This window comes from Micromonospora musae (genome assembly GCF_003626635.1).
GTDB classification, from domain to species: Bacteria; Actinomycetota; Actinomycetes; order Mycobacteriales; family Micromonosporaceae; genus Micromonospora; species Micromonospora musae.
Genome location: NZ_RAZT01000001.1, coordinates 438,416 through 462,400, shown reverse-complemented (window position 1 = coordinate 462,400; position 23,985 = coordinate 438,416). Strand labels below are relative to the sequence as shown.

Sequence of the window (23,985 nt, the reverse complement as noted above, 5' to 3'; positions counted from 1 at the left end):
CGCGCCTCCGGCGACGGCTGCTCTCTGCGTGACCCGCCGCCGGAGGCGGCGTTGTGCCGGTAATGTGCCGATATGCCGACGTCGGGCATCCGGTGCCCTGGGCGTTCAGCCGGTGCCGTCGCCGGCTACAGGGGGGATGGCCGTGACCGAGCGCCAGCAGCCGGGCGCGCCCGAGGCCGGACCGGCGTCGCGTCCGCTGGGGGCCAGCAGTTCGATCGCCCGTGACAGCGCCCGACTCGCGCTGGTCATCGGCGCGTTGGGCGTCGTCTTCGGCGACATCGGCACCAGCCCGATCTACGCGATGCAGACCGTGTTCAATCCGAGCGACCCGCATCCCGTGCCGGTCAGCACGGAGAACGTCTTCGGCGTGGTGTCACTGGTGTTCTGGACGGTGATGATCATCGTGACCGTCACCTACGTGCTGCTGGCGCTGCGCGCCGACAACGACGGTGAGGGCGGCATCATGGCCCTCATCACCCTGCTGCGGCGCAACGTACGCCGCGGCGGGCGAGCCGTGCCGGTGCTCGTGTTGTTCGGCATCTTCGGTGCGGCGCTCTTCTTCGGCGACAGCATGATCACCCCGGCGATCTCGGTGCTCTCCGCCGTCGAGGGGCTCAAGGTCGTCGAACCCTCACTCGGAAATCTCGTCGTCCCCATCACCGTCGTGATCATCGCGTTGCTCTTCGTCGCCCAGCGCCGGGGGAGCGCCGCGGTCGGCCGCCTCTTCGGGCCCATCATGATCGTCTGGTTCCTCATCGTCGCGGTCTGCGGGGTGCGGGGCATTACCGCGCATCCGGACATCCTCAAGGCGTTGTCGCCGACCTATGCGCTGGGGTTCCTGGCCGGCCGCTTCGAGGTCGCGTTCTTCGCCCTCGCCGCCGTCGTGCTCGCCGTCACCGGGGCCGAGGCGCTCTACGCCGACCTGGGGCACTTCGGTCGCCGATCGATCACCCGCGCCTGGCTCGTACTGGTGTTTCCCGCGTTGACGTTGAGCTACTTCGGCCAGGGCGCGTTGATCCTCAAGGATCCGAGCAACATCAGCAGCCCGTTCTTCCTGCTCGCGCCGGACTGGGGTCGACTGCCGCTGACCCTGCTCGCCACCGCCGCGACGGTCATCGCCTCCCAATCCGTGATCACCGGCGCCTTCTCGGTGGCCTCACAGGCGGCGGAGCTCGGCTACCTGCCTCGGCTGCGGATCCTGCACACCTCGGAGTCCACCATCGGCCAGGTCTACGTTCCGTGGGTCAACTGGCTGCTGATGGTCGCGGTGCTCACCCTCGTCCTCGCGTACGGCAGCTCGACCGGGCTGGCCTTCGCGTACGGCATGGCGGTCACCGCGACGATCACGATCAGCACCTTCCTGCTGTTCTACCTCGGCCGGTGGAAGTGGAAGGTGCCGCTCTGGCTGCTCGCCCTGGGCGCGATACCGCTGCTGGTGTGGGACCTGCTGCTGCTGGGCGCCAACGCGACCAAGCTGCTGCACGGCGCGTGGGTGCCGTTGCTGATCGGCCTCGCCGCCTTCACGATCATGACGACGTGGAAACGCGGACGCGAGATCGTCACCAGCGAGCGACAGCAGCACGAGGGCTCGCTGCGTGACTTCGTCGAGGAGCTGCGCGCGGACGGCAAGCTCGCCCGCCGGGTGCCCGGCACGGCCATCTTCCTCAACCGGGGAAAGCAGACCGTGCCGCTCGCGATGCGCGCCAACGTGGAGCACAACCACGTACGCCACGAGCACGTGGTGATCCTCTCGATCGAGACCAAGCCGGTGCCCCGGATCGCCGCGGACCAGCGGATCGCCGTCGACGACCTCGGCTACTCCGACGACGGCATCACCCACGTGAGCGCCTACTTCGGGTACATGGAGAGCCCGGACGTGCCCGAGACGCTCCGCAGGCTCAACGCGGGTGACGTCGAGGGGCGGGTGCAGGCCGAGGAGGCCTCCTACTTCCTCTCGAAGATCGAGCTGCGCGCCGGGAGCCGGCCGACCATGCCGCGCTGGCGCAAGCGGCTCTTCATCACGACCTCGTTCATCACCGCCGACGCCGCCGAGCACTTCTGCCTGCCGCGCGATCGCACGGTCATCATGGGCTCGTACATCGAGGTGTGAACGCCGGGTCCGGCAGCGGACTTCCGCTCATCGGGAAAGCTGGTTAGGGTAGCCTAACCTTCAACCGGCGCCGCCCGACCCAGAGAGGCACCATGACCGAGACCCTGCCTATCGCGCCCTGGCGCGTCTTCACCGTCGAGGTCCGGGCCATCCACCGGCTGAGCCCCTCGTTCCTGCGGGCCACCTTCACCGGCCCCGACCTCGACCGGTTCGCCGACAACGGCTGGGACCAGCGCATCAAGCTCGCGCTGCCGCTCCCCGGCCAGCAGGGGGTACGGCTGCCGGACGGCCCCGACTGGTACGCGCAGTGGCGGGCCCTGCCCGAGGAGCAGCGCAACCCCATCCGCACCTACACCGTGCGGGCCGTCCGTCCGCACCTCGCCGAGGTCGACATCGACCTGGTCCTGCACGGCGACGGCGGCCCGGCCACCCGATGGGCGCGGCGGGCCCGGATCGGTGACGAGATCGCCCTCGTCGGCCCGGACGCCGGCTACCCCGGTGACCACGGCGGCATCGAGTTCCGGTTGCCGTCGACGGGGCAGCTGCTGCTCGCCGGGGACGAGACCGCCGCGCCGGCGATCGCCGCCATCCTGGAGCGTCTGCCGCTGGACGCGTCCGGCCGGGCGCTGATCGAGGTCCCGGAGGCCGGCGACGCGCTCCCGCTGGTGACGCCACCCGGGGTCGAGCTGACCTGGCTCCCCCGGGGCGCCGGCGAGTACGGAAGCCTCCTCGTCCCGGCCGTCGCCGCGGCGGCCGGGGACCTGATCGCCGCCCGCACCGAGCCCGCCACCGGTCCGGTCACCGACAACGACGTGGACGTGGACACCGAGATCCTCTGGGAGGTGCCCGCCGAGACCGAGACCGCCGCGTCACCGCTGCACGCGTGGCTGGCGGGGGAGGCGGGCGTCATCCGCGCGCTGCGCCGGCACCTGGTGGGGGAGCGGGGCCTCGACCGGCACGCCGTCGCGTTCATGGGTTACTGGCGGCTCGGGCGCGCCGACGTCGCCTGACACCCCGGGTGTCCCGCCGTCGCCGGCACGGGCGGGACACCCGAGGTGCCGTACTCCCCGGTCCGCGCGGACGTTCAGGCCCGTACCGCGGGCGTGTCGACGAGATGCTCGGCGACGAACCAGGCCTGTAGCTCGTTGGTGCGGATCAGATCCGACACCAGCACGTCGTTGCTGCCGTCGTCACCGCCCTCGGCGACCCGGGCCGCCGCGTCGTGCGCGTCGATCAGGATCGTCTCGTGCGCCTCCAGTAGGCGCGACAGCATCCCGGGAACCTCCTCGACACCGTTCGGCGGGCGGGGGATCCGGGTCAGCTCGGCGACGTGGCGCGGATCGCCGACCGCGACCCCACCGAGGGTCTGCACCCGCTCGGCGAGCGTGTCGACCAACGCCAACTGCTCGTCGGCGTGCTTGTCGAGCAGGAGATGCAACTGGTAGAACGTGTGCCCTCGCATGAGCCAGTGGTATTTCTTGTACAGCGAGTGCAGGATGCGGGTGTCGGCGAGGATCCGGTTCAACCGCTCGCACGAGTACAACCGAGCCTCGTACGCCAGAGCGACCGGCAACTGGCGGACACTGCCGAAGGCCTGAATCTCCCGGCCGTGCTGATGAAGGCGGGGTTGGCTGTCCGCGGTGTTCGGCTCTCCGGTCACGTCGTCTCCTCGCTCCTCATCGGCCTGCCCGTACGTCGCGCCGGGCCGGCCTCGGCACGGAAGCGATGGGCGATCCGCTACGCGGGGCGCCGGCGATGGACGGCTGACGCAGGGCAGACATGACGCTCCGCCCACCCTCTCCCGGTTCGCCCCGTGCCGGGGCGCCGCTTCGCCGCTGTCACTCGTCCGGGCTGCCGGTGAGCGACCAGCGACTAGAGGTCGGCGCATCCGGTCTCGTCGGGCAGCAGCGGGCGTGCGGCCACCTGCCACACCCGGCCCGCGCTGCTCCACCGCGCGTCGCCGTCGGTGGCTTCGATCGCGCGCCGGGCGGCGTCCAGCTCCGCGCTCCGCAGCACGAGGCAGGTGGAACCGGCCGACGTGCCGCCCAGCGGCTCGCCGGTCAGGGTCGGCAACGGCCAGGGCCGGGCAGGTTCGGCGGGGTCGGCGGGCGTGGCGACGATCGCGACGGCCGGGGGCTCGTACGGTGCCGGCGGACCGCCGGAGTGCCGGGCTAGATCGGCCCGTAGCCGGGTGGCCGCCGCGTCGTCGCGGGCCAGGGTGACGCCGCGTCGACCGCCGGACGTGCCGACGACCACCTGCACGACGGGCCCGTCCGGGGCCGCCGTTCCCGGTTCGTCCGGGAGCGCGGCGGCCGTACGGAACAGCTCGCGCAGGTCCTCGGTCGAAACGGTGTCCACGCGCAGTTGTGGCCACCCCCCGGTGGGCCCGGACGCGGCGCTGATCAGCCGACCGTCACCGAAGAGGGAGTGGCGCGGAGCGACGGTGGCCACGCCGCCGGGCGGCAGCAGGCCGGGCAGTTCGCTCAGCCGCAGCACCAGCGTCGTTGCGCCCGTCGGTGGCTCGGGCTCGCTGCGGTCGCCGCCCGCGCAGGCCGCCACGGTCACCGTCGAGGCCAGCACGGCCGGCACAGCGAGCAGGGCCAGCAGTCGGTGCATCTGTCGCCTCCCGCGTCAGGTTACGTCGGTCGGACGTGCCGGTGTGCCCGGCGGTTCCGTGCAATTCGGGACGGATCGTTCGCGGGTCCGCGAAGAGCGGTCCGGGAGCGCCGCGACGGGCGCTCCCGGACCGGTCAGGAGGTGGACGGTCAGGACCGGGTGAGGGTGTAGTTGCCGGAGCCGGCCTTGTTGACCACGACGACGCCGTACCAGCCGGAGAGGGCCGGGGTGAAGGTGATCGTCTCGGTCGCCCCGGCGCCACCGCCGGTGGCGGCGGCCGCCGCACCCGAGCGGGGACGGATCCAGGTGGCCGCGTTCGCGTCGCTGCTCATCAGGAACAGCTCAGCGTCCTGACCGACGTTGGTGGCCGCCGCCGAGATGGTGACCGGCACCCCGGCGGTGAGGTACGTGTCCCGGACGGCGACCACGTTGTTCGTACCCATCGTGATCGTGCTGCTGCCGCCGTTGAGCACGCTGGCGCCCTGGGCGAGCTCGACGCGGTAGCCACCGCCGCCGGACCAGTTCGTCACCCGCGGGTAGTAGTCACCCAGCGCCCGGCGGTTGGAGTCCACGGCGACGAAGTCGACGGTGGTGCCGCCGGCGGCGCTGCCGCTGAGGTAGACGCCCTGCGCCCGGTCGTCGTAGAGCTGCAGGTCCAGGTCACCGGAGTTGGGCTTGAGCGCGACCACCGACCAGTAGACCGACGAGGTCGAGTATCCGAAGTTGTGCGGCGGCGTCGGTGTCGGGCGGGTCAGCGGGGCGTAGCTGCCCAGCGGGTCCCGGAACTGGTAGTCGATCGTGTTCTGGTACACCGAGGCGCGGGCCCCGGAGTCGGCCACGTTGAAGCCGTCGGCGGTGCGGTGCGCCCAGAAGTTCGCGAAGGTGGTCGAGTTGTGCAGCCGCGAGGTCATCCAGATGTTCCACGGCCCCTCGCCGTACCGGTCCCAGGTCGCCTCGTTCGCGGAGTCGGTGATGTCGATCAGCGCGGCGGCGACCCGACCCTCGGTGGTGTCGCCCTCGCCCCAGCCGTTGCCCCAGCTCGCGTTCTCCAGGTTGAGGGAGGCGCCGTTGGGCCAGCGGAAGAACGGGTCGTTGTAGACGGTGGCCGGGAACCACTCCGCCCAGCCCTCGGTCCAGGCGCAGCCGGCCGAGCTGGTGCCGGTGACGCTGTGCGGGTTGCAGTTCGGCGCGGCGGGGAAGTTGTCGTTGTACAGGTCGTCCATCACCGCGTGGCCGATCTCGTGCACCACGGTGACCGGGGCGTTCGGGTCGTCGGCGGCCAGGTGCACCTGGTTGCTGCCCAGGTTGTAGTACGTGCCGTCGGTCGAGTCCGGCGCCCAGTTGATGACCACCTGGCGGCAGCTCGCGTCGTCCTGGTCCCAGCACAGGTTGTTCGGCTTCGGCACCCACAGCCACGCGTCGTTCGCGGAGTCGTACGCGTGCAGACCGCGCTGCAGCGCGCCGTCGGCGGCGGTGAGCGAACCGAGGTTCAAGGTGCTGCCGGTGGGCACGTCGTTGGTCGTCCCGGTCTGGAAGGAGAGCGGGTTGCCACCGCGCTGCACCCGCCACTGGGAGTTCGACGTGATGAAGCGGACGTAGATGTCGGCGTTCCCGCTGTCCGGGAAGCCCTCGACCTTCGAGTCGAAGCAGATGTTGTAGTTGCCGGCGCCGTCGGTCACGCCGGTGGCGAGCAGCGAGTCACCGAAGACGTCGTCGTCCCAGACCTGCACCTGCATGTTCATCTGGTTGTGCCAGGTGCCGTTCTGGTCCTGGAAGCTCCAGTTCCCGGCGACCCGGGTGTCACACGGCGCCTGCGGGGCGATCACCTTGAGCCCCTTGGCCCGCGCCTCGGCCTGTGCCTCGCCGGTCACACTCTGCGCGCCGACGCTCTTCGGCTTCTGGCCGGACGGCCGCGCCGCCCGCTCGGTCGTGGGTACCCGCTTCGTGGAGCTGTCGCCCGCGGGGACCGCGTGTCCGAGCCGGGACGCTCCCGCCTTCTCCGCGATGGTCAGGAAGACGTCGTCCTGACCGGCCTGGACGTCCCGGCCGTACGGCGCGGTCGCCCGGGCCTGGATCTGCACCTGACCCGCCTTGACCGCCCGGACCACACCGCTGAACCCGACGCTGTCGCCCGAGCGCAGCGCCTGGGTCGTCCGCGCCACGGAGATGGAGCCGGCCCGCTCGGGCTGGATGCTGCTGCGCTTCTGCACGCCCAGTTCGGCCGGCGCCTGCACCCACTCCAGCTCGGCCGGGAGGGCGACACTGATCTCGCTCGGTCCGATCTTCCCCGCGGCGCGGACGGTGACCCGCAGCGTCGCCTGCTCTCCCACCGCCGGCGTCCGGTCGAGCTTCGCCTCGACACCGAGGCAGCTCAGCTGCTCGTCCTTCGCGCTCTTGCCGGCCGACGGCCGCAGCCCGCACTCCTCGCCCTTGGCCAGTTGATAGGCCGGCGTGGTGCGAGCCTTCGCGTCCTCGCCCGGGTCCGCGGCGTACGCGGGACCAACCCCTCCCGCGAGCGTCACCAGAACAGCCGGCACGATCACGGCGAGCGCCGTTCTCGCGGGTCTGGTGGCCTTCCTACCGAACATCGATGCTCCTCCCCCCACGGGCGGACCGTATTCGGTCCGGTGGACTGGGCCGCGATTTTGGGCCCGAAGAGAGCATGGGTATTCCTGGCCGTTCGGCAAAGCGTTTGACCGGTTAGCGACAAGCAGACGAAACTAAATTGACCGAGCGACACGAACAGGGGATCCGGGCGGCCTGAAAGGCGACGCGTGTCGTCCGATCATCCAATTCAGTGAGCCATGCCGGGGCGATCGTGTCGGATGTCAAATCTCCGACGACGCATCGTCGCATCGATGGCTGCCGCATGTAGTCGCTGCTAGCGGTGCTGCAGGTGGATGTCGTGCGACCGGATTGTCGTCGCTGGGATTCGCGCGGCGCCGATTTTGCGGCGCAACGGGATTTGCGCCGGAAAACGAATGGACCGTAGCTGCGGAAGTGAACGGAATTGACAGGAAGCCGACCTGCGGGAAACCGCGTTCGTCGTTCGGCTTCGGTCGGAGCAGATTCGGGAGGCGTGCTGGCACGGCATCCCCGACGCTGCGAGGCGACTCGTCAACCAGTGCACATGCGGCTCCATCCGTTCGGGTGGTTTGCCGAGATCCGACCTCGGCGCGGAGTCCAGAACGGTAGGACGCAGGTGATGGGGGACGAACAGCCAGGCGGCCTACTCAGGGCGCCCCGGGAACGGCAGCCGGTGGGGCTCCTTGAGCTCTTCTTCGACCTGGCGTTCGTCTTCGCCTTCACCCAGCTCTCCCGAAAGCTGATCTCGGAGCTGACCTGGACGGGGGTGTACCAGACCCTCGTGCTGCTCCTCTCGATGTGGTGGGTCTGGAGCCTTACGGCGTGGCTGACGAACCGGTTGGACCCTCGCCGCCCCACGGTCCAGGCGGTGGTCCTGGGCACCATGATCGCCAGTATCGCGATGGCAGCCGTTCTGGCCGACGCCTTCGACGGGCGCAGCGTTGTATTCGCGAGCGTTTACGCCGTACTCCAGATCGCGATGGCGCTCTTCTTCGCCGTCGCCCTGCCCCAACCGGAAAGACGTACCGGCTGGCGACTCCTCATCTGGTCCACCGGCACCGGCGTGCTCTGGATAGTGGGCAGTGTCACCGGCGATGCCGCACGCGCCGTGCTCTGGACCCTCGGCGCGGCGATCAACTACGCCGGGTTCACCCTCCGGTTTCCCACCCCACCGCTCGGGCGGATAACCGCACCCGAGTGGCCCGTCGCCGCCGAGCATATGGCGGAGCGGCACCGCCAACTCTTCATCATCGCCCTCGGCGAACTGATCCTCGTCACGGGGCTCACCTTCACCCGGACGGACTACACCGCCGATCGCACCGGCGCCTTCGCTGCCTCGGTCCTCACCACCGTGCTCCTCTGGAGGATCTACGTCTTCCGCGCCGGAGAACTGCTTGCCGAAGCCATCGACGTCGCGGCCGATCCGATACGGCTGGCCCGCCCCATGGCGCTCGCCCACCTGACAATGGTGGCCGGCGTGGTCGTCACTGCGGTCGGCGACGAACTCGTCATCACCCAACCGCTCGGTCGCAGCGACCCGGCGTGGGTCGCCGTCCTCGTCGGCGGACCCGCGCTGTTCATCGTGGGACGGGCCCTCCTGGAACACACGGTCTTCGGTCGGGTTTCGCCAGACCGACCGATCGCCCTGCTCATCCTGCTCGGGCTGGCGGCGCCGCTGCTGTTCGCCCCACCGCTGCTGGCCGCTGTCGCCGTCGCCGCGGTCCTCGCCGCCATCGTCCTCTCGGATGCGCGGGACGCGCGGAAGCACCCGCCAGCCGCACCACGGGACAGACGGCCGTAGCGGGACCCGGACCCCGCGTGACAGGCCCCCGGGTCCGGATGATCCGCCTGCAATCGCTGACCCTCGGCCATCAACGTTCAATGATTCGGCGCTAAGCTGCCTCCGTGGAGCAAGAAGACCGGATTGCCCTTTTCCTCGACTACGAGAACCTCGCCCTGGGGTTCCGTGACCACCTCGGCGGGACGGCCTTCGACTTCCGTCCCATCGCCGACGCCCTCGCCGAGCGGGGACGCGTGGTGGTACGCCGGGCGTACGCCGACTGGTCGTACTTCGACGAGGACCGGCGGATGCTCACCCGCAGCCACGTCGAACTCATCGAGATTCCCCAGCGGATGGGGGCCTCCCGCAAGAACGCGGCCGACATCAAGATGGCGGTCGACGCCGTGGAGCTGGCCTTCGAGCGGGACTACATCTCGACCTTCGTGATCTGCACCGGCGACAGCGACTTCACGCCGCTGGTCCACAAGCTCCGCGAGCTCAACAAGCGGGTCGTCGGCGTCGGGGTCGAGAAGTCCACCTCGGCGCTGCTGCCCCCCGCCTGCGACGAGTTCCTCTTCTACGACCGCCTCGAGGGCGTGGAGGTCCCGCCCGCCCGGTCCCGCCGTACCCGTCCCGCCGCCCCCCTGCCGAGTCAGGGGCCCCAGCAGGCCGTGCAGGAGAACGAGTCCCAGCCCGCCGTCGAGGAACCCGTACGTGACGTCGAGGCGCTCGCCGCGCTCGTGGCGCAGACGGTCGCGGGCCTGCAGGGCAGCTCCGGCGGAGAGGTGACCGCCTCCCGGCTGAAGCGGACCCTGCTGCGCAAGGATCCCACCTTCACCGAGTCCGACTACGGGTTCCGCACCTTCGGGGAGCTTCTGCGGCACCTCGCCGAGCACAACGTCGTCGAGTTGGCCGAGGGCCCCGCGAAGGGTGACCCCGAGGTGTCCCTGCCCGAGCACGGCGACCGGGAGTCGGCGTTCGGGCTGCTCCGAACCGTGGTCGCCGACGTGGCGGGCGAGGGCGGTGCGGTGGCACTCTCCGGCCTGAAGGACCAGCTCCGCCGGGCCCGGCCCGACTTCAGCGAGAAGAAGCTCGGCTACCGCAGCTTCCTGCAGTTCTGCAAGGCGGCCGCCACTGCCGGCGCCGTTCAGCTGCGGTGGAATCCCGACGCCGACGACTATCTGCTCACCCCGCAGGCGCCGTGACCGGCGCGACGCGTCCACGGGCGCCGTCGCGGCGGTGAGAGTCCACACTCGACGCCGGGGCTGAGCGGCTTCGGCGCGGCACGCCCACGGCCGGGAAAGAAGGATCGACTTCGCCCAGTCGCTGCGGCGCCGCCGACTCTGTTCACGGCTCGTTCCGGTGGGTGTCACGTCTGACGGCTGGGATGAGGGGCGCAAGGACCCCTGCCCGGAAGGCGACCCTCCACATGACGCACTCCCCGCTGCCGCGCCGCCGCTTCCTCGCCCTCGGCGGTGTCGCCGCCGGTGCGGCGATCTTCGCCGCCGACCCGGCGTCGGCGACGTCCGCCGCCTCGAACGACCGGATCACCCTGCCCGGCTACGCGTTCACCCTCGGTGTCGCGTCCGGCGACCCGACCCCCGACGGAGTCGTGCTCTGGACCCGCCTGGCGCCTGACCCGCTGGCGGGCGACGGGCTCGGCGGCATGCCTCACCGCGTTGTGAACGTGCGGTGGGAGGTGGCGGAGGACGAGCGGTTCCGCCACGTCGTGCGCCGTGGCGTGCACCGCGCGACTCCCGACTGGGCGCACTCGGTGCACGCCGAGGTGCACGGCCTGCGACCGGACCGCGTCTACTGGTACCGGTTCCGCGTCGCGGACCAGGTCAGCCCGGTGGGCCGGACCCGCACCGCGCCGCGCCCCGGCGCCGCCCTGCAGTCGTTGACGTTCGCCTACGCGAGCTGCCAGGCCTACACCGACGGTTACTTCACTGCGTACGAGCACATGGCCCGCGAGGACCTCGACCTCGTGGTGCACCTCGGCGACTACATCTACGAGGGCGGGGGAGCCGGCACCATCGGTCGCGCGCACCTCCCGGCGACGGAGACGTTCTCCCTGACGGACTACCGGATCCGGTACGCGCAGTACAAGCTCGACCCCGCGCTCCAGGCGGCGCACGCCGCCGCGCCCTGGGTGGTCGCCCCCGACGACCACGACGTCGAGAACAACTGGGCCGGTGACCATTCGCAGCCCGACACCGAGCCCGACCAGGACCCGGCCGTGTTCCGGCTCCGCCGGGCCGCCGCCTACCAGGCGTACTACGAGAACCTGCCGCTGCGCGCCGCGTCGATGCCGCGCGGCCCGGAGATGCAGGTCTACCGGCGGCTGCGCTTCGGCGACCTGCTGCAGCTCGACGTGCTCGACACCCGCCGGTTCCGCGACCAGCAGCTCACCGACCAGTCGCTGCGCTGGGACCCGAAGCGGCAGATGCTCGGCGCGAAGCAGGAGACGTGGCTGCTGGCCGGGCTGGGGGCCTCCACCGCCCGCTGGAACGTGCTCGGCAACCAGATCTTCGCCATGGAGGCCGACCACACCGACGGCGAGCCCGAGACGTTCGGCATGGACACCTGGGACGGGTACGCCGCCGCGCGTCAGCGGCTCTTCGACGGCGTGGCCCGCCGCCACGTCGAGAACTTCATCATCATCACCGGCGACGCCCATCGGAGCGTGGCCGCCGACCTCAAGCTGGACTTCTCCGAACCGCGCTCGCGCACGATCGGCACCGAGTTCCTCGGCACGTCGATCAGCTCGGGCGGCAACGGGACCGACATGGACGCGCTCGGCGTGACGTGGCTCGCCGAGAACCCGCACATGCGATTCCACAACTCCCAGCGGGGCTATCAGGTCTGCCACCTCGGCCGCCGCGAGATGTACACGGACTACCGGGTGGTGCCCTTCGTCAACGCGCCGAACGCCCCGGTCAGCACCCGGGCCCGCGTCCACGTGCAGAGCGGGCGACCCGGCGTGGCCCACGTCTCCGCCTAGAGCGTGTGTCAGAGTCCCTGGCCCGCCGCGGGCCGGCCGGGACTCTGACACCGGTCCTCACCGGCGCGGTCGTCTCCGCGTCCGGCCGATCCGGCCGGACGCGGAGGGCGGCCGACCGTATTTCCTTCTCGTGCGAGTGGAACCTGAACGCCCTGGGCGGTGTCATGGGGGGTGACCGAACCGGAGGTTCCACTGGACGACGACGAGTTCGTCACGCGCGCGCAGGGCGGTGACCTGGAGGCCTACGAACTCCTGGTCGCCCGGCACACCGCGTCCGCCTACCGGACCGCGGTCCTGCTCGGCGCGGGCCCCGATGCGGAGGACGTCGTGCAGGAGGCGTTCGTGAAGGGGTACCGCAAGCTCGCCCGCTACCGGGGAGAGGCGTCCTTCCGGTCGTGGCTGCTGGCCATCGTGGCCAACGAGACCCGCAACCTGCACCGTTCCCGCACCCGCCGCGACGGCCTCGTCCTGCGGGCGGCGGCCGCCGACCCCGACTCGGAGGTCACCGGGGACAGCGCCGTGAGCGCCGTGCTCGCCGCGGAGCGCCGGGCGATGCTGGTGGAGGCGCTGCGCCGGCTGCCGGCGAAGGACCGCGAGGTGATCGTCTGCCGCTTCTTCCTCGATCTCAACGAGGAGGAGACGGTGACCACGCTCGGTTGGCCGCGCGGCACGGTGAAGTCTCGGACGTCGCGGGCGCTCGCGAAGCTACGCGCCATGCTCGACCTCCAGGAGGTTCGCCATGGATGACCTGGAGAGGGAGCTGCGCGACCTGTCACCGTGGCTGCGTACCCCGGACGCGCCGGAGCTGACCGGTCGCGTGCGGGCCCGGATCGCCGCGCCCGCACCGTGGTGGCGGAGGTGGCGCTACTACCTCGCCCCCGTGCTCGTCGTCCTGCTCGTCGCGCTGCTGCCGCCGGGGCGGGCCGCGCTCGCGGACGCCGTGGCGGGGGTGCTGCGCTTCGCCGGCGTCGACATCGCCACGGTGCCCGGATCGCCACCGTCCGCCGACGCCCCTTCGCCGTTGCCGTCCCAGCTGTCACTCTCGCTGGCGGAGGCCCAACGTCAGGTGCGCTTTCCGTTGCGCGTACCGGCCGGGCTGGGCCCGCTCGACGAGGTGCTGGTGGCCGACCCCGACAACACCGGCGCATGCCGGGTGGCGACGCTCGTCTTCCAAGGCGGAGCGGTGCGTCTGGACACCTTCGACGGTCGGATCGACCCGGTCTACCTGAAGCGGGTCACCGAGCCGGGGACCGAGTGGGTGCGGGTCGACGGCGCGTTCGCCGTCTGGGTCGTGGGCCCGCACGACCTGACCTACGTGGACCGCACCGGCGTGACGCGGGTGCAGACCGCTCGGCTCGCCGCGTCGACCCTGATCTGGGAGGAGGCCGGGGTGACCTACCGGTTGGAGGGCGACCTGCCCAAGGCGGAGGCGATCGGGATCGCCTCCGCGCTCTGGTAGGAGCGCCGGTGCTCGCCGTCGAGAGCGGGCGCGGCGACGGAACCGCGGGCGCGTTCCCGGTGTCTGGACAGTGGCGGGCAGTTGCCGAGCCACCGGCGGGTCGGGCGTTCGACGGGAGGGCGAGATGGGTCCGTGGAAGAGGTTCCTGCTACCGGTGTCGGTGATCCTGCTGGCCGGGTGCACCACGACGGGTGGGCCGACCAGCGCCGCCTCCCCGCCGGTGCCGACAGCCGCTGGAAGCGGCGCGGCCGGCTGCGGCTCGCGGGTTGAGACCGGGCCGCTGCCCGAGTGGGCCCGTACGGGCTTCAGCGGCGACGCCCGGATGCCGCACGTCATGGGGGAGAACGGCGACATCGTGGCGGCGCTCTTCAGCCATCCGCTGCGGGTGACCCGCGAGGACGGGTCGAGTAACAAGATCCTCTGGGTCTCGCGTGCTGCCGGCACGTCGCCCGATCCGGCGTCCTCGCCGGCCCTGGAGATCACCGCGACGCTGGACGGCACCGAGACGCGGGTCTCCCGGGAGGTAGCCGGTGGTCCGGGGCCGTCGATCATCGACCTGCCGCAGGCGGGCTGCTGGCACCTCGAACTCCGTTGGTCCGGGCGGACCGACACGATGGATCTGGTGTACGCGCCGGAGTAGGCCGGACACCGTGGACGCCCCGGTCGGCGGCCGGGGCGTCCACGAGGTGCGCCGGGCGGTTTCCAGCGCGCGACGGTCACGAGCGGGCGAAGCCGCCCTTCGGCGCGATGAGCTCCAGGTTCGTGCCGTCGGGATCGTTGAAGTACGCGACCTCGGTGCCGAGCGCCTCCACCGGGTACACCTCGCCCTCGGCGAACGTGTACGGGCGGCCGAGGAACTCGAATCCGGCGTCGCGCATGCGGTCGTAGACGGCGGAGACGTCGTCGACCTTGAAGCAGAGGTGCATCGAGCCCGGGCGGTTGGCGGCCGGCTCCGAGCGGTCGTCGATCGGGTCCTGGAACTGGATCAGGTCGATGCCGAGGTTGTCCAGGTTGAAGGTGGCGTAACGCAGCTTCGTCGTCGGCAGCCCCTGCGACTGGGCGAACCCGGGGCCGTGCATGTTCTCGTCCCGGACCACCGGTTCGACGCCGAGAAGCGCCTGGTAGAACGCGACCGATCGGTCGAGATCGCTGACCGCGATCCCCACGTGGGCGGCCTCCCGCAGGCCGATGGACACCGTCGAGGGGTTTGGCGTGCTGGTCACTTCGGGATCTCCTCAAGGGGTACGTTCGCGCGGCCGGCAATTCGCCGCGTCTGGGGTCGTACCCAGGAGCTCCTGGCCTATACCCATGCCTCGGAACGACCCGTACATTTCCCGCCGCCTTGATCAGATGTTCGGCTGGCGGGCAGCGCTGCGCGGCGGAGGTGACGTCGTGTGATCGGTTGATTGCCATACGTGTTTTCGGGTGACATCGTGCGGCCATGAACGCCTCCGGCCCGGAACTCGCTGTCGAGCTGCGTCACCCCTTCCACACCGATGCCGACGGCGTCCTCCGCCCTCGGGGACCCGAGAAGCACCCCTACTACGCCCGGTTCGCCGCCGCCGGCCCGCCGGTGGTGCCGGTGGTCCGCCAGGTGGCCGGCGAGCCGCTCCCGGCACTGCTGATCTGCCGGTACGCCGACGTCCGGGAGGTGCTGCGCAGGCAGGACGTCTTCTCCCGCGCCGCTGCCGTTCCCGACGACCAGGTCGACGTGACGGGGACGATGCTCGGCATGGACGGCCCACAGCACGCCCGGGTCCGCGGCACCGTCAAGGACGCCTTCACCGCGACCGCGGTGTCCCGGCTGAGCGCCGCCGTGCGGGCCGGCGCCGAGGCACACCTGACCACGCTGACCGCCGGTGAACGCCCCGCCGACCTGGTCCGGGACTTCGCCGTCCCGTTCACCCTGGACGTGATCTGCGATCTGCTCGGCCTGCCCCGCGACGACCGGATCCAGTTCCGGCGGTGGGGCGACATGTTCCTCGGATCCGGCGACCTCAGCCGCGAGGACGCCGCCCGGTCGGCCACCGAGATGGGCGGCTACCTGTGGGACCAGTTGGAGCAGCGCCGGTCCTGCCCCGCCGGCGACCTGATGAGCCGGATCGCCGCCGGCGCGGCCGACCAGCCGATGGACGTCCAGATCAAGCTGCCGATCTCGCTGGTGGTGGGGGGCTGGGAGACCGCCGCCAGCTCGATCGCCACCTTCGTGTACGTGCTGCACACCCGCCCCTACCGCGACGGCCGGACGGGCTGGGAGCACCTGATCGCGCATCCGGAGCAGGTGGACGCCGCCGTCACCGAGCTGGAGCGGCTCTACTCCACCGCCAACGGCGACGACATGCCGCGCCGGGTGCTCGCCGACGTGCGGTTGCCCAGCGGCGTGCGGCTGGCCGAGGGAGACCTCGTCATCCCGTCGCACGACGCGGCGAACCGTGATCCGGAGGTCTTCCCCGACCCGGAGCGGATGGACTTCGACCGGCACCCGAACCCGCACCTCTCCTTCGGGTACGGCCCGCACTACTGCATCGGAGCGCACCTGGGCGCGCTCGAGGTGCGCACCGCCGTGGCGTTGCTGCTGGCCGAACTTCCCCGGCTGCGGCTCGCGGTCGCGCCGGACGAGGTGCCGTGGAAGGCCGGACACGCCATCCTGGGTCCGGCCGCGCTGCCGGTGACCTGGTGAACCGGTGACCTCCCGCCGCACGTCGGCGGGCCGGCCGCGCCGGCGCGACGTCGACGCGCGCCCGAGCGTCGACCGTCAGAGGGCCAGCAGGACGGTCATCCCGACGTAGGTGGCCAGGAGCATCACTCCCTCGAACCCCAGGCGGCCCCACCCACAGGTCTGCCGGATGAGCAGACCGCCGAGCAGCGTCGCGGTCATGAAGAGGCTGGTGGTGGTGGCGAGCAGCTCCGCGGGGCCGGCGCTGTGGTAGATCGAGCCCTCCTGGTAGGCGATGTCGCCGGCGACGAGGGTCAGCACGTCGAGGATGTTCCCGCCGAGCACGGCGGCGATGGCCAGGGTCACCGCGCCTCGGCGTACCGCGGCCACGGCGGTGACGGTCTCCGGCAGCGCGTTCACGATGCCCATCAGGACGCCGCCGACGAACCCCGAGCTGAGCCCCGTGACGTTGACGATGCTCTCGGCGGCGAGGGCGACCAGCCAGCCGCCCGCGGCGACGAGCAGGCCGACGGCGGCGAAGCGGGTCCACAGCCAGCGCGGTGAGTGCCGGTTGAGCGGGTTCTCGTTGTGCGGGACGTCGGGCTGCGTCTCGGAGGTGGCGATCGCCTGCCACATGGGTGCCGCGCCGGCGCGCCGGATGAGGACCAGCCCACCGACGTACACGCCGACGATGACGGCGGACATGGGGTCGACGCCCACGACGCTCGCCTCCGGCACGTAGCTGGCCAGCAGGGCGAGGGCGAGCAGCGCGATGAGCAGGCAACCGGAGAGCAGGTTCGACACGGAGGCGGCCGCGTGCTCCAGATTGGCGCGGCGGTGGAACGCGTCGGCGACGGCGACGGCGGTGGTCTGGGCGGCGATCCCGCCGACGGCGTTGCTGTAGCCGAGGCTGGCCTCGCCGCTGGCGGCGGTGACGATCGTCATGATGATGCCGGACAGGCCGGTGACGATGCCGAAGAAGACCACCCCGAAGAGCGCCTCGCCCCAGCCGGTGCGGTCGGCGAGCGCGTCACCGAGGCCGGCCAGGCGGATGCTGCCGGCGACCGTGATCGCCCCGGCGATGAGGAACACCGCGGCGCTGAACGGCAGCGGCCAGGGGAGGGCGGTCGGGTCCGGCACCGGCCGGTTCTTCCCCGAAGCGCGGCGATGATGCCTCGATGGCTCCGATGTCCGGCTGCGCCCGGGATGCGGCGAGCGCTCGCGGTGGACGGCGGCGACCAGCGCGGTCATCACACTGCGCCGGGCGGACAAATCATCTATTGTCAGAATTGCTCACGTTCATCCGTACACGGTCCGCGCACCCGGACCGACGGCAGGCCCGGCCGACCGCACCGCGCCGCCGCCACCGGTGGCGCCGTCGACCGACCGCCTGCCCGACGTCACCGAAGTGGTGAAACGCGGGACCTGCTCCGCCGGGCAAAGGCCCGGGGAGCGGACCCAGTCGGATCCGGCACCGGGGCGACCGGACAGCGCGCTCGTCAGGGGCCGATTCGACCGGCGCCGCGAGCCGGAGACATGCGCGGGCGGCGGAAGCCGCCGGCCCATGAGCCGACACACGGGGGAGCGGTCATGGCCCACTCAAGTCCGCAGAGCACCAGACCGACGAAAGGCCGCTGGGGCCTCGTCGCCGCCGCGGTGCTCGTCCAGCTCGCACTCGGCGCGGTGTACGCGTGGAGCGTCTTCAACGAGCCGCTGCAGCAGCAGTTCGGCTGGAGCAAGACACAGGTGGTGCTGCCGTTCACGGTGGCGATCGGCACGATCTTCATCGGCAGCCTGATCGGCGGCCGCATCCAGGACCGGCGCGGACCGAGACCGGTCGCGCTGGGCGGCGGTGTCCTCTACGGCGTCGGGAACATCCTGGCCTCGCTCACCTCCTCCAGCGACCAGCTCTGGCTGCTCGTGGTCACCTACGGTGTGCTCGGCGGAATCGGCCTCGGCGCCGTCTACATCACGCCGATCGCCATGCTCTCGAAGTGGTTCCCGGACCGGCGGGGCCTGATCACCGGCATCGCCGTCGCCGGGTTCGGCTTCGGCGCCGTGATCGTCGCCCCGGTCGCCAAGGCGCTGCTGGGCGGCACCGACGACAAGACCAGCGTGTTCCTGCCACTGGGTATCGCGTACCTCATCGCCGTCCTGCTCGGGGCGTCCACCTTCCGGAACCCGCCCCCGGGCTATCACGTGCCCGGCTTCGTCCCGAAGACCGGCGGCCGTGCGGTGGCCGGCACCCGGGTCTACACCCTCGGCGAGGCGCTCCGCACGCGGCAGTGGTACCTGCTCACCGGGATCCTGACCCTCAACGTCACCTGCGGTATCGCGCTGATCTCGCAGGCGGCCGACGCCGCGCAGACGATCACCGGGGTGACCGCCGCGACCGCCGCGACGATGGTCGGCATCCTCGGCCTCTTCAACGGCGCCGGCCGGGTGGCCTGGGCCTGGCTGTCCGACCGGATCGGCCGGATGACGGCGTTCCTCGGGATGCTGGTGCTGCAGGCGATCTGCTTCTTCATCCTGCCGCACGCGGGGGCGTTCGCGGTCTTCGCCGTCCTCGCCGCGCTGGTCTACCTCGCCTACGGCGGCGGCTTCGGCACGATGCCGGCGACGGCGGCCGACTACTTCGGCACCCCGAACGCGGGCGCCGTCTACGGCGCGATGATCATCGCGTGGAGCATCGGCGGCGTGGTCGGCCCGCTGATCCTCTCCGGGCTGTTCGAGGCGAGCGGCGAGAGCTACACGCTCCCGTTCACGGTCATCGCGATCATCGCGCTGGTGGCCCTGGTCCTGCCGCCGATCACCAAGCTGCCGACCCCGCCCAGCGGACCGCGACCGCACAGCGAGGTCACCGGCCCCTGACGGCGCGACAGGCGTCGACAGCCCGCCGGCCCGTGGCGTCCCCACGGGCCGGCGAGGCCGTCAGTAGCGCAGCGCCCGCAGGTTGGCGTAGCTGTCGCAGGCCGACGAGACGCCGTCCGGACGGGGGCTGTCGTTCTCGGTCAGGTAGTACTCGACGCCGGCCACCCCGCTGTAGGCGAAGATCCGGGCGAAGTCGATGGTCCCCTCGCCCACGTCGGCGAACGAGCCGTCGGCGGCCAGGTCCTTGACGTGGAAGAGTGAGAACCGGCCCGGGTACTGCTGGATCAGCTGCACCGGATCCACCCCGACGCTGGCCGCCCAGTACAGGTCCAGCTCCATCGCCACCAGCCGCGGGTCGGTCTCCCGGACCAGCACGTCGTAGCCGCGTACGCCGTCCTGCTCGGTGAACTCGAACCCGTGGTTGTGGTACGCCACCGTGATGCCCGCCTGCTTCAGCCGGGCGCCGACGGTGTTGAGCGTCGCCGCGACGCGGGAGTAGTCGGCGAGGCCCCACGATCCCGAACCCGAGATCCGCACGTACTTCGCGCCGAACGCGCGGGCGTCGGCGATGACGCCGTCGAGGTTGTTCTCCAGGTCGCCGAGACCGATGCCGAGGGACGGCACGGTGAGACCGGCCCCGGCCACCAGCGGCGCGAGCTGCGCGGCGGTCTTTCCGTAGAAGTTGTTCACCGCGCCGGAGGGCTCGGCGTTGCGGTAACCGCAGCCGGCGAGCGCGGCCAGGGTGGTCTCCGGCGCGGTCGGCATGGTGGCGCGGACCGTGTAGAGGACGAGGCCGATCCGCCGGTCGGGTACGGCGCGGGTGTGGGTGACCCACTGTCGCTTGCCGACGTCGGAGCGGGCGGCGGCCAGCAGGATGCGCAGCTGCTCCGTCGAGGAGATGACACCGTCCCGCCTGGCCGAGGTGGTGAGCCGGGTGACGGTCAGCAGGAAGGTGCCGTGGCTGGCGAAGGGCGCCTCGGCCCAGACGGCGTCCATGATCGTGCAGCCGTCACCGAGTTCACGGTTCGGCACGCCCGAATCGGCCCGATCTCGGCCGAAGAAGACCGTGCCCGCCGAGGTGTAGCCCCACGGGCAGGCGTCCGCGGTCTGTTCCTGGACGGCGGGCGTGCGCCCGCTCTGGGCGGCGGACGCCGCGGGTGGCGCGAGCGGCAGCAGCGCCGCGGCGATCGACGCGGCGAGCAGGGGCCGTACGAGTCGTGTTCGAAACGGACGGGCGGCGGTTCGGTCCATGCTCTCTCCCAGGGTGGTGGACGCGGAGTTGGACATCGGGGGCGGGCGGCGGGCCTGCCGGCGCGGTCGGGGCGGCGGGACAGCGGGAGCGCGGCGGTGCCGGGCCGGTGGTGGCGGGGCGAGGGCCCGTCCCGCCACCACCGGACACTCAGTTCACCGTGACGACGACGGTCGAGGCCATCGTCGCCCCGAGGCTGTCGGTGACGGTCAGCCGCGCGGTGTAGGTGCCGGCCCGGGCGTACGTGTGGTCGGCCGAGGCGGCGTGCACGACGGGGGTGTTGTCGCCGAAGTCCCAGACGTGGTCGACGATGGTGCGTCCGGCGGCCGGGGACGCGGAGCCGCTGAACGTCACCGGCAACGGAGCCGTTCCCGCCGTGGGCGTAGCCGTGGCCGAGAGGGTGGCGTCGGTCTGCTCGCGTACGCCGGCGCCGTTGAAACGCAGCCAGTCCAGCGCCATCAGGTCGGGGGTGCCCCCGGTCTGGTTCGGGTTGACGAAGACCAGGTGCAGGGTGGTCGTCCGGCCCGGGTCGGTCAGCTCGACCGTGGGCGAGACGAGGTTGTCCCACCCGCCGGTGCCGCCGATGGTGGCCCGGCCGAGCAGCTCACCGGTGGGGGAGTCGGCCCGGAACTCGACGTCGCCGCCGCTGCTTCCCGAGGCGACGCCGAGGGTGACCGAATCGATTCCGCGCAGGTTGACCGGGCCGAAGCTGATCCACTCCCCGGTGTCGATGTCGCCGACCCGCTTGCCGGCGCTGGCCGTGGGACGGTCGAGCACCTGGATGCCGCTCTGGCCGTCGAAGTGCTCGGCCTCCTTGCTCCTGATCTGCAGCTCCGCCTTCGTCGAGCCGACCAGCTCCGGCGCGCCCGCGGCACCACCGTCGGTGTACTGCGCGGTGAGCACCGTGTAGAGGTTCTGCCCCGGCCCGTGCCCGTCACCGCCGTTGGTCTCGGTCACGGCCACTCCGCTGCAGCCGATGTAGTTGTCCATCGGGTGGGTGTGCGAGTCGTGCCCGAGCTGGGTCTGCACGACCACCTTCGAGCAGTCGACGGCGCCGTCCTCCGGGTCGTCGACCGTCACCGTGTAGGGGATCCGGTCACCGAACTCGAAGAACGCCCCGTCCGGCACGCTGAGCGTCACCGTGGGGCGGGTGTTACCGGCGGTGATCTCCTGCACCGCCACGGCGGTCTGCCCGTTCGTGGCGGTGACGGTGAGCCGGGCGGTGAAACGACCGGGCGTGCTGTACGTGTGGCTCGCGTTCGCGGCGGTGGAGTCCGTAGTGCCGTTCCCGTCGAAGTCCCACGCGTACTCGATCGCCGTGCCGTCCGGGCCGGCGGAGCCCTCGCTGGAGAAGGCGACGGTCAGCGGCGCGGGCCCACTGTCCTGGTCGACGGCGAGCCGGGCGACCGGGGGTCGGCTGTGCGCGACGTAGTCGATGCGGTAGATGCCGGCGCCCTCGTTGCTGCCGCCTCGGCCGCTGCCGCTGCCCTCGCCGAAGTCGATGACGTACAGGGAGCCGTCGGGCCCGAACTCCGCGTCGAAGGGTTGGATCCACGACATGTCGCCGAGCACGCCGTTGATCGACTGCAGGTCACCCGGCCTGGTCGGGCCGAAGCGGGGGTCGCGGAAGCGCTGCGAGGTCTCGTGGATCGACACCGTCTTGAACCACTTGCGGGTCAGTTCGTAGACGAACCACTTCTCCTCGAAGTGCTGCGGGAACTTCGTCACCCGGGGGTTGGCCGGGTCGTAGTCGTACACCGGGCCGCTCATCGGCCCACCGCCGCCCGTGCCGAGCTCCGGGAACTCCGCCGAGGCCGAGTAGGCGTACCAGATCAGCGCCGGCTTCGCCGCCGGGAGCCGGGTCAGGCCGGTGTTGTTGGGGGAGTCGTTGACCAGGGCGGCGCAGTCGAAGACCGGCCGTGAGGTGCTGGTGGCGAAGTCGTAGTCGTTGAACGGCGTGTTGTCGCCGACGCAGTACGGCCAGCCGTAGTTCCCGGCCCGGGTGATCCGGTTGTACTCGACGGTCCCCTCGGGCCCGCGGCTCGGGTTGGCCGACCTGGCGTCCGGTCCGTAGTCGGCGACCAGCAGCGCGCCGCTGTTCGGGTCGACGGTGATGCGGAACGGGTTCCGCATGCCCATCGCGTACACCTCGGCCCGGGTGCGCGGGGTGCCCGGCTTGAACAGGTTGCCCTTCGGGATGGCGTACGTGCCGTTGGGCCGGGGCGTGATCCGCAGGATCTTGCCGCGCAGGTCGTTGGTGTTGCCGGCGGTGGCCTGCGCGTCGAACGCGCGGCGGCCGTCCCGCTCGTCGATCGGGGTGAAGCCGCCGGACTCGAAGGGGTCGGTGTTGTCGCCGATCGCCGCGTACAGGTTGCCCTGCCGGTCCATCGTCAGCGAGCCGCCCATGTGCGAGTTGGCGCGGGCCTCACCGCGCCAGGTCGGGATGGTGAGCAGCCGCTTCTCCGAGTCGAGGCTGATGCTGTCGCCGTCGACGGTGAACCGGGACAGGTTGAGCTGCTTCTCCACCTTGTCGGACCAGAGCAGGTAGAGCCAGTTGGTCCGGGCGAAGTTGCGGTCCAGCGTGAGACCGAGCAGGCCGTCGGACTGGCTGGTCTGCTCCGGGGTGTACGCGAAGTCGATGAGCGTGGTGACGGCGAGGCTCTCCTGGTCGACGACCTTCAGGGCCCCGGTGCGCTCGATGTAGAAGACCCGGCGGTCCGGCGCGACGGCGAGCTCGAACGGGTCGGAGAGGTCCTGGTTGACCAGGGGGATCCGCTCGAAGTTGTCGGTCCGGCTTGCGCCGCAGTCACCCGGGACGGCGCCGGCCGCCCAGCGGATGCCACCGAGCAGGTGCTTGAGGAAGGCCTGCTCGCCGAAGGACGAGGAGGCGTGCCCACCGGCGGTGTACCAGGAGCGGCCGCCGTCGTAGTTCTGGCACCACGAGTACGGGTGATCGACCCCTTCGTCGAGGCCGGGAATGCCGTCGCGCACCTTGATCTGCGCGAGGGTGTGCACCTGGCCCGTCGGGTTGGTCCGCCAGTTGTACCACTCCTCGCTGCGCTCCCAGAGCTCCGGCAGATCCCTGGTGGAGGGGTGGGCATGGTCGAGCACCTTGATCCGGCCGGGGAAGGTGCCGCCGGTGGCGGAGAAGTCCGGATGGTTGTCGAAGACGGCCCCCACCAGGCCCCCGTACCAGTCCCAGTCGCGTTCGCCCGCCGACGCGGCGTGCAGGCCGACCCAGCCGCCGCCGCCGCGGACGTACCGCTGCAACGCGGCCCGCTGGTCGGCGTCGAGCAGGTCGCCGGAGTCCGGTGTGGAGCTGGTGTTGTTGAAGACCAGGGTGTCGAACCGCGCCAGGTTGGCGTCGGTGAGGGCGGCGGCGTCGTCGGTCGCCTCGACCGCGAAGCCGTGTCGTGCGCCGAGCTTGCGGATGGCGGCGATGCCGGCGGGGATCGAGTCGTGGCGCTGGTCCGTGGCCTTGGAGAAGACCAGTACGCGGAACGAGGCGCCGGTGGTGGCTGCCGCGTTCGCGGTGCTGGTCACGGCGCTCGTCACCAGCAGGGTGACGGCCGTGAACAGGGCGAGGACCAGCTGGCGTTGGCGTCTCATGCACGCGCTCCTAAACGGGACGGGAGTCGGAAAGCGCTTTCCAGC

General features: G+C 71.4%; 17 protein-coding genes. 10 read left to right on the top strand and 7 right to left on the bottom strand.

Annotation, left to right across the window (positions count from 1 at the left end; genetic code table 11):
- Nucleotides 1-142: 142 nt before the first annotated feature.
- Together D7044_RS02105 and D7044_RS02100 are read left to right on the top strand one after the other, a co-directional pair.
- On the top strand, nucleotides 143-2,110 hold the full coding sequence (locus tag D7044_RS02105; RefSeq protein ID WP_233564835.1) for a potassium transporter Kup: 1,968 nt from the start codon (nucleotides 143-145) through the stop codon (nucleotides 2,108-2,110).
- Between the two features lie 92 nt (nucleotides 2,111-2,202).
- On the top strand, nucleotides 2,203-3,120 hold the full coding sequence (locus tag D7044_RS02100) for a siderophore-interacting protein (RefSeq protein WP_120687768.1): 918 nt from the start codon (nucleotides 2,203-2,205) through the stop codon (nucleotides 3,118-3,120).
- Between the two features lie 74 nt (nucleotides 3,121-3,194).
- Here the strand turns inward: D7044_RS02100 and D7044_RS02095 are convergent, their stop codons facing one another.
- The 3 genes from D7044_RS02095 to D7044_RS02085 form a co-directional block, all read right to left on the bottom strand.
- Nucleotides 3,195-3,770, bottom strand: coding sequence for a Dps family protein (locus D7044_RS02095; protein ID WP_120687767.1), 576 nt, complete (start codon nucleotides 3,768-3,770; stop codon nucleotides 3,195-3,197).
- Nucleotides 3,771-3,982: 212 nt separating this feature from the next.
- Nucleotides 3,983-4,726: a hypothetical protein gene (locus D7044_RS02090; RefSeq protein ID WP_120687766.1), complete on the bottom strand. Its 744-nt coding sequence runs from the start codon at nucleotides 4,724-4,726 to the stop codon at nucleotides 3,983-3,985.
- 149 nt (nucleotides 4,727-4,875) lie between these two features.
- A complete protein-coding gene (locus D7044_RS02085; RefSeq protein WP_147434564.1) occupies nucleotides 4,876-7,314 on the bottom strand; it encodes a hypothetical protein in 2,439 nt (812 codons plus the stop codon).
- A 671-nt stretch (nucleotides 7,315-7,985) separates the two neighbouring features.
- Between D7044_RS02085 and D7044_RS02080 the strand changes: the two genes are divergently transcribed.
- The 6 genes from D7044_RS02080 (at nucleotide 7,986) to D7044_RS02055 (ending at nucleotide 14,195) form a co-directional block, all read left to right on the top strand.
- Entirely contained in the window at nucleotides 7,986-9,113 is a 1,128-nt protein-coding gene (locus D7044_RS02080; RefSeq protein ID WP_158609946.1) for a low temperature requirement protein A, read from the top strand.
- Nucleotides 9,114-9,217: 104 nt separating this feature from the next.
- Nucleotides 9,218-10,297, top strand: coding sequence for an NYN domain-containing protein (locus tag D7044_RS02075; RefSeq protein WP_120676174.1), 1,080 nt, complete (start codon nucleotides 9,218-9,220; stop codon nucleotides 10,295-10,297).
- A gap of 224 nt (nucleotides 10,298-10,521) precedes the next feature.
- Nucleotides 10,522-12,096 carry an alkaline phosphatase D family protein gene (locus D7044_RS02070; protein ID WP_120687763.1) on the top strand — a complete coding sequence of 525 codons (1,575 nt, stop codon included), beginning with the start codon at nucleotides 10,522-10,524 and terminating at the stop codon, nucleotides 12,094-12,096.
- 171 nt (nucleotides 12,097-12,267) lie between these two features.
- Nucleotides 12,268-12,843: an RNA polymerase sigma factor gene (locus D7044_RS02065; RefSeq protein ID WP_233564834.1), complete on the top strand. Its 576-nt coding sequence runs from the start codon at nucleotides 12,268-12,270 to the stop codon at nucleotides 12,841-12,843.
- The gene (locus D7044_RS02060) at nucleotides 12,836-13,555 is read left to right on the top strand and encodes a hypothetical protein (RefSeq protein WP_120676178.1); all 720 of its coding nucleotides are present in this window, start codon (nucleotides 12,836-12,838) and stop codon (nucleotides 13,553-13,555) included. Before D7044_RS02065 ends, D7044_RS02060 begins: the two co-directional genes overlap by 8 nt.
- A 124-nt stretch (nucleotides 13,556-13,679) precedes the next feature.
- Nucleotides 13,680-14,195: a hypothetical protein gene (locus tag D7044_RS02055; protein WP_120687762.1), complete on the top strand. Its 516-nt coding sequence runs from the start codon at nucleotides 13,680-13,682 to the stop codon at nucleotides 14,193-14,195.
- A gap of 76 nt (nucleotides 14,196-14,271) precedes the next feature.
- On the opposite strand, the gene D7044_RS02050 is transcribed toward D7044_RS02055, so the two are convergent.
- Entirely contained in the window at nucleotides 14,272-14,778 is a 507-nt protein-coding gene (locus D7044_RS02050; RefSeq protein WP_120687761.1) for a VOC family protein, read from the bottom strand.
- A 218-nt stretch (nucleotides 14,779-14,996) separates the two neighbouring features.
- Between D7044_RS02050 and D7044_RS02045 the strand changes: the two genes are divergently transcribed.
- Nucleotides 14,997-16,235, top strand: a complete 1,239-nt coding sequence (locus tag D7044_RS02045; RefSeq protein WP_120687760.1) for a cytochrome P450 — start codon at nucleotides 14,997-14,999, stop codon at nucleotides 16,233-16,235.
- A gap of 75 nt (nucleotides 16,236-16,310) precedes the next feature.
- On the opposite strand, the gene D7044_RS02040 is transcribed toward D7044_RS02045, so the two are convergent.
- Nucleotides 16,311-17,351 (bottom strand): sodium:calcium antiporter, encoded by a 1,041-nt coding sequence (locus D7044_RS02040; protein ID WP_120687759.1) that lies wholly within the window; start codon nucleotides 17,349-17,351, stop codon nucleotides 16,311-16,313.
- A gap of 450 nt (nucleotides 17,352-17,801) precedes the next feature.
- On the opposite strand from D7044_RS02040, the gene D7044_RS02035 reads away from it, so the two are divergent.
- On the top strand, nucleotides 17,802-19,082 hold the full coding sequence (locus tag D7044_RS02035; protein ID WP_120687758.1) for an L-lactate MFS transporter: 1,281 nt from the start codon (nucleotides 17,802-17,804) through the stop codon (nucleotides 19,080-19,082).
- 60 nt (nucleotides 19,083-19,142) lie between these two features.
- Here D7044_RS02035 and D7044_RS02030 read toward each other — a convergent pair whose 3' ends face one another.
- The gene (locus D7044_RS02030) at nucleotides 19,143-20,333 is read right to left on the bottom strand and encodes a sugar phosphate isomerase/epimerase family protein (protein ID WP_120687903.1); all 1,191 of its coding nucleotides are present in this window, start codon (nucleotides 20,331-20,333) and stop codon (nucleotides 19,143-19,145) included.
- Between the two features lie 148 nt (nucleotides 20,334-20,481).
- Nucleotides 20,482-23,940 carry a ThuA domain-containing protein gene (locus D7044_RS02025; RefSeq protein ID WP_120687757.1) on the bottom strand — a complete coding sequence of 1,153 codons (3,459 nt, stop codon included), beginning with the start codon at nucleotides 23,938-23,940 and terminating at the stop codon, nucleotides 20,482-20,484.
- Between the last annotated feature and the right edge of the window lie 45 nt (nucleotides 23,941-23,985).

Coding starts and splice junctions, on each gene's coding strand:
- D7044_RS02100 (WP_120687768.1), top strand. CDS start 2,203: ATGACCGAGACCCTGCCTATCGCGCCCTGGCGCGTCTTCACCGTCGAG.
- D7044_RS02090 (WP_120687766.1), bottom strand. CDS start 4,726: ATGCACCGACTGCTGGCCCTGCTCGCTGTGCCGGCCGTGCTGGCCTCG.
- D7044_RS02085 (WP_147434564.1), bottom strand. CDS start 7,314: ATGTTCGGTAGGAAGGCCACCAGACCCGCGAGAACGGCGCTCGCCGTG.
- D7044_RS02070 (WP_120687763.1), top strand. CDS start 10,522: ATGACGCACTCCCCGCTGCCGCGCCGCCGCTTCCTCGCCCTCGGCGGT.
- D7044_RS02060 (WP_120676178.1), top strand. CDS start 12,836: ATGGATGACCTGGAGAGGGAGCTGCGCGACCTGTCACCGTGGCTGCGT.
- D7044_RS02055 (WP_120687762.1), top strand. CDS start 13,680: ATGGGTCCGTGGAAGAGGTTCCTGCTACCGGTGTCGGTGATCCTGCTG.
- D7044_RS02045 (WP_120687760.1), top strand. CDS start 14,997: ATGAACGCCTCCGGCCCGGAACTCGCTGTCGAGCTGCGTCACCCCTTC.
- D7044_RS02035 (WP_120687758.1), top strand. CDS start 17,802: ATGGCCCACTCAAGTCCGCAGAGCACCAGACCGACGAAAGGCCGCTGG.
- D7044_RS02030 (WP_120687903.1), bottom strand. CDS start 20,333: ATGGACCGAACCGCCGCCCGTCCGTTTCGAACACGACTCGTACGGCCC.
- D7044_RS02025 (WP_120687757.1), bottom strand. CDS start 23,940: ATGAGACGCCAACGCCAGCTGGTCCTCGCCCTGTTCACGGCCGTCACC.